The sequence below is a fragment of the Vibrio sp. YT-19(2023) genome (assembly GCF_033337395.1).
The window spans coordinates 1-749 of sequence record NZ_JAWOQN010000418.1; the positions used below are offsets into that span (position 1 = coordinate 1).

At 46.2% G+C, this 749-nt stretch carries 1 protein-coding gene; it reads right to left on the reverse strand.

The window, feature by feature from the left end:
- Nucleotides 1-749: EAL domain-containing protein (locus tag R7E78_RS26275; RefSeq protein WP_318058628.1), on the reverse strand; the 749-nt coding region annotated here is incomplete at both ends.

A 749-nucleotide genomic window follows, 5' to 3' on the forward strand; every position in this document is an offset into this window, starting at 1 on the left:
GTGCTCAAATATGAGGCTAAGATACTGACGGTAGATTTGTCGTGGGGACAAGTTCAACGCGATATGAAAATCATGGTCGAATGCTTCTGCCCATTCCGCTCTTTGCTTGATCGCGGTTTCGATCAAATGCTCACCAAGATCGAGAATCAAGTCGTTTTGTTCTGCAATCGGAATAAACTGTTCAGGGCCAATGTAACCTTTCTCGGGATGATTCCATCGCACTAAAGCTTCAACCCCAACCAACTGGTAGGTCTTAAGGTCAAATTTAGGTTGATACCAAAGCTCAAACTGAGATAAGTCGTGGATGGAGCGACTCAGTTCTCTTTCGATATAGAGTCGTTGTTTCACCGTCGCATCGAATGCGGGATCGTAAACGGACATAATGTCTTTGCCGCGACGTTTTGATTCTTGTGCGGCAAGGGATGAAAGTTGCAGCAACGAATCTGCGTTACAGCCAAACTCGGGATATACCGCAACACCAAGGCTGGTGGTTAAGCGGATATTGTGACTGTCGAGCCTCAATGGTGATAGCACTTGTCTATGAATTTGGTTGGCTATCTCGCGCGCTTCTAAGCTGTTATTGCATGGGAATACGACGACAAACTCATCCGCCCCAACGCGGCTTGCGAGTATCCATGCTCGATAATCTGGTTCGATATAAATTGGCAGTTCATTCCTTAATAACGCGGAAAGGTGCACCAGTAATTTGTCCCCAACATTGTGGCCGTAGTTATCGTTGATGTGCTTAA